This is a genomic window from Hymenobacter coccineus, assembly GCF_001816125.1.
GTDB classification, from domain to species: Bacteria; Bacteroidota; Bacteroidia; order Cytophagales; family Hymenobacteraceae; genus Hymenobacter; species Hymenobacter coccineus.
Genome location: NZ_MDZA01000175.1, coordinates 1 through 4,660, shown reverse-complemented (window position 1 = coordinate 4,660; position 4,660 = coordinate 1). Strand labels below are relative to the sequence as shown.

General features: G+C 64.0%; 3 protein-coding genes and 1 pseudogene. All 4 read right to left on the bottom strand.

Annotation, left to right across the window (positions count from 1 at the left end; translation table 11 throughout):
• The coding region (locus BEN49_RS31300; protein WP_498366033.1) for a hypothetical protein at window positions 1–151 on the bottom strand (151 nt) is incomplete at its 3' end.
• Window positions 152–225: 74 nt separating this feature from the next.
• Window positions 226–990, bottom strand: a pseudogene (locus BEN49_RS11405) (DUF2851 family protein); the annotation flags it as partial.
• Between the two features lie 149 nt (window positions 991–1,139).
• Window positions 1,140–1,787 carry an outer membrane lipoprotein periplasmic chaperone LolA1 gene (gene lolA1, locus BEN49_RS11400; protein ID WP_239691911.1) on the bottom strand — a complete coding sequence of 216 codons (648 nt, stop codon included), beginning with the start codon at window positions 1,785–1,787 and terminating at the stop codon, window positions 1,140–1,142.
• A gap of 130 nt (window positions 1,788–1,917) precedes the next feature.
• The coding region (locus BEN49_RS25615) for an FtsK/SpoIIIE family DNA translocase (RefSeq protein ID WP_083326002.1) at window positions 1,918–4,660 on the bottom strand (2,743 nt) is incomplete at its 5' end.

Genomic DNA, 4,660 nt, shown 5'->3' with positions numbered 1-4,660 from the left:
GGCCGGCCGGGGCGGAAGTGCGCCCGCCAGTAGGCCGGCGCCGGGGCCCTAAAAAACTCGGCCAGCGCCGCCACGGCTCTGGGCCGTGAGCAGGGGCGTCGAACAGGGCGGGGCGGGCGTGCAGCAGGCCGGCCAGCTGGCCAGGGCGCACGGGCGGGAAGTTGGCGGGCCGCAGGCGCAGGTAGTTCCACTCGTGCACGCCAGGGCGGGGGCCCCCAGGTCGTACTTGTGGCGCAGAAATTCGTACTCCCGCCGCAAATCCTGGATGTAAGCGTCGGCAGCTGTTTCGTCGTTTTCCACTAGAAAACCGGCCTGCCCAAAGAGCAGGGCTTCCACTTGGCGCTGGTCGTGGCGGTGGCGGCGCAGCACGGCCAGCGGCACGGCCTTGGCGAGGCGGGCCAGCGGCTCGCTGTTCTTCTGGAAGCCGAACGCGGCCATCAGGGCGTGGTAGGCCGTCGCTTCCCAATCGTGGCCCAGGCGCTCGTGCAGCGCGGCCACGGCGTCGGCCTTGGCCTCAACGCGCTCCAGCAAGGCCCGCTCGGCCATCATGATTTTGGTGATTTCGGGCACCTGGCCCAACAACGGCGCGCAGGGCAGCGCAGCGGTCGCGGGGGCGTCGGCCAGGGCCTGGTAGCGGGCCAGCAGCTCGGGGCCCAGCCGGGGCCCCAGGGCCAGCACCGGAATGCGGCTGCCGTTGGTGCGGTCCACTTCGGCGTCGTGGGTGAGCACCACGTGCAGCACCACTTGGTCGTACTTGGCGTCTACCTGGTGGTTGTGCCGCTGCCAATCGGAGGCTTTGAGGTGGATTTCTACCGCACCGTTCCACTCCACATCGCCCAAGCGCAAGCGGGCGTTCAGGAAGTCGGGGCCCGCATCGGCGTTGCGGTGGCCGGGCTTCAACACCACGATTTTCTCGCCGCCCGCCGTGCGCAAATCGGCTTTATCGAAGTACTGGTGCTGCCAAACGTAGTGGATAAAATCTTCGCGCATGAAGCAAAATTAGTTGTCAGTTGCTCGTTGTTCATTGTCAGCAGAAACACGGCTGGCTTCGTCCATACACGAAAGCGGCCCGTCTCTTTCGAAACGGGCCGCTACGGATCGTTGGTCTGACAACAAACAACGAATAACTGACACCTAACCTACCGCAGGTCCACCACTTTCACGCCTTTGTGCTCGGCCTTGTCGAAAGCAAAGGTGCTGGAGGTGATGGGCGGGTTGGGCTTGAAGTTCTTGATGTTGAACGTGTACTGGTTGCCGTTCTTCTTGTACATCTGCCAGCTTTTCACGGTCTGGTCTTTCTTGCGCACCTTCAGGCGCACCTTGATTACCTCGTTGGTGCGGTTTTCCGGAGTCAGCTCAATCACGTCCACGGCCTCGCCGCCGTCCTGGGCCTGCTGCACGTAGGCGTACTTGTAGCCTTTCTTATACATGGTATAAATCTGCGAGGGCGACATGTCCTGGCTGTCGGCGTCGGCGTCGGCAATGTTCACCTCGTTCTCGTTTTTGAGGTAGGTCCAGGTGGTTTTGCCGTCGTTGATGATTTCCTGGCCGTTCATTTTGAGGTGAAACTTCTTGCCGCTCACCAAAATGTCGCCGCTCATGTTCTGCTTTACCTTGGCCGAAGGGTTCTCCAGCGTTTGGGTAAAATTAGCGCCGAAGGCGTTCAGCGCCTGGTACTTGGCGCTCATGGCGTCGAGGATTTTACCGGCTTTGGGGTCTTGTTGGGCCGCGGCAGGCAAGACCATTGTGGCGGCCAGGGCCAGCAGCGAAAACGATTTGGTCATCATAGCAATAAATAAAAGAGCAGGCGTTGGGGCCCCGCAGGACCTGATACGGAGCCCCTTATCAAAAGGCTGGCCAGAATGGCTTTTCTGAAGAAAAACTGGATTAGCCAGTTGCTAAAGGCGTTCTGGGGCCCTACTTAGGCATCGAATTCAGCAGTTGCTCGAGCTGATATTCGTCGGGAATGAGCACGTCGCGGGCCTTACTGCCCTCGAAGGGCCCCACGATGCCCGCGTGTTGGAGCTGGTCGATGAGGCGGCCGGCCCGGTTGTAGCCCAGCTTGAGCTTGCGCTGGAGCAGGCTGGTGCTGCCCTGCTGGTGCAGCACGATGCAGCGGGCGGCCTCCTCAAACATGGTGTCGCGCTCGGTGGGGTCGCCGGCGTCCTGGCCGCTGCCGTCGTCGCCCTCAGCGCCGGCCACTTCGGGCAGCAGGTAGGCATCGGAGTAGCCCTGCTGCTCGCTGATGAAGTCGCACACGCGGTCCACTTCGGGCGTGTCGATGAAGGCACACTGCACCCGGATCAGGTCCGAGCCCGCCGAGAAGAGCATGTCGCCCTGCCCGATCAGCTGGTCGGCCCCGCCGGTGTCGAGGATGGTGCGCGAGTCAATTTTGCTGGTCACCTTGAAGGAAATCCGGCAGGGGAAGTTAGCCTTAATGATGCCCGTAATCACGTTCACGGAGGGGCGCTGGGTGGCCACGATGAGGTGGATGCCGATGGCGCGGGCCAACTGAGCGAGGCGCGCAATGGGCGTTTCCACTTCCTTGCCAGCCGTCATCATCAGGTCGGCCAACTCATCAATAACGAGCACGATGAAGGGCAGGTAGCGGTGCCCCTTCTTGGGGTTCAGCTTGCGCAGCACGAACTTGGCGTTGTACTCCTTCAGGTTGCGGCAGCCCGCCTCCTTCAGCAAATCGTAGCGCCGGTCCATCTCCATGCACAGCGAATTGAGCGTGTGCACCACCTTCTTGGTGTCGGTGATGATGGGCTCGTCCGTGTCGGGCAGCTTGGCCAGGTAGTGCCGCTCAATCTTGTTGAAGATGCTCAGCTCCACCTTCTTGGGGTCCACGAGCACGAACTTGAGCTGCGCCGGGTGCCGCTTGTAGAGCAGCGAAGCCAGAATCACGTTCAGGCCCACCGACTTGCCCTGGCCCGTGGCCCCGGCCATGAGCAAGTGCGGCATCTTGGCCAGGTCGGCCACGAACACCTCGTTGGTAATGGTGCGCCCAAAGGCAATGGGCAGGTCCATCTCGGTGCGGGCAAACTTTTCGCTGCCCAGCACCGAGCGGATGCTCACCATTTCCTTCTTGGCGTTGGGCACCTCGATGCCGATGGTGCCCTTGCCCGGAATCGGGGCGATGATGCGGATGCCCAGCGCGGCCAGGCTCAGGGCGATGTCGTCCTCCAGGCTCTTGATTTTGCTGATGCGCACCCCCGCCTCGGGCACAATCTCATACAAGGTAACCGTGGGCCCGATGGTGGCCTTGATGCTGGCGATGGTGATGCCGTAGTGCCCCAGCGTCTCCACGATGCGGTCCTTGTTGGCCTCCAGCTCCTGCTGGGTCACCTGCGCCTTGGCCACACCGTAGTCGTTGAGCAGCTCCAGCGTCGGAAACTGGTAGCGCGAGAGGTCCAGCGTCGGGTCGTAGTTCACGTCCGGCATCGCCTCCGCGTCCTCGCTCTCGTCGGCCACCGCCGCAATAGCGGCCCCGGCATTGGGGTCTAGGTCGTCGCGGCTGGGCACCGTGATTTCCAGGTTGGTGCTTGGTGCCTGGTGCTTGGTGCTGGGTGCCGGGGGCCCATCGGCCAGGTCGGCCAGCGACAGTGGCGTGGGCACCGTGGCCACCACGGGCGCTACAAATGCTACTTCGGGCTCAGGCTCTGGCATCTCCACCGAAAATGAGGGGCCACTCACCGCCAGCGGCACCGCGGCAGTGGCCACGGCAGCGCCAGTAGCGGCGGCTGGAGCCACGGCCAGCGCCACGGCTGGGGCCCCAATCGGAGCCACGGCCAGCGGGCCGGCTACGCTCAGGGCAAGGCCGGGGCTGGGCTGCGGCGCGGGCTCAAACTCGACCGGAGCAGGGGACCCAGCGGCGGCGCCTTCGTCCTCGGTTTCCTCCGTGGCAAAGGCCGGCGCCAGCGGTGCGGGGGCCCTAAGCGTGGGTTTGGGCGCGACGGGCGGGCGGGCCTGGGCGGCTTCCTCGGCTTCGATTTCCGCGGTCAGCTCGGCGTCTTCGTCGGCCTCGGCCTGGGCGGCCGAGCGGCTAAAATTGAACGGCAACGTGGTGATGTTGAAGAAGAACACCACGAACGAAATCAGCACGAAGGCCAGCAGCAGCACCGTACCCCAGCCGATGAGGCTGCTCAGCCACGAGGCCGCCTCGAAGCCCACGCCGCCGCACAGAAAGTCGAGCCGGTGGGCCAGGGCCGGGTCGGCGCCCGGCGCGGGGGCCCCCAAGGCCACCACCACGTAGCCGAGCAGCGTGCTCAGCCAGGCCATCGTGAAGAGGCCCAGCGCCAGCACGTAGCTCACCGAGCCGGTGGCGGTACGGAACACAATTTTGTAGCCCAGGAAAAACACGATGGGGATGAGGGCGAACGCCGCTACCCCAAACAACTTATAGATAAATAGTTGCGCTGCCCACGCCCCCAGCAGCCCCAGCCAGTTGTTCGATTCCTGCCCCGCCTCTTTGGTGGGGATGGTGCCCATGGCGGCCACCACGCTCTGGTCGGCGTGGCCCGTGAACAGAAACGACGTGAAGGCGATGGTGAGGTAGAGGCTGCCCAGCAGCAGGCCAAACCCGATGAACAGGTGGAAGCGCCGGTCGCGCAGCAGCGCCTTCAGGCCGGTCACGCCGGGGTATGGGGGCCCCGGGGCC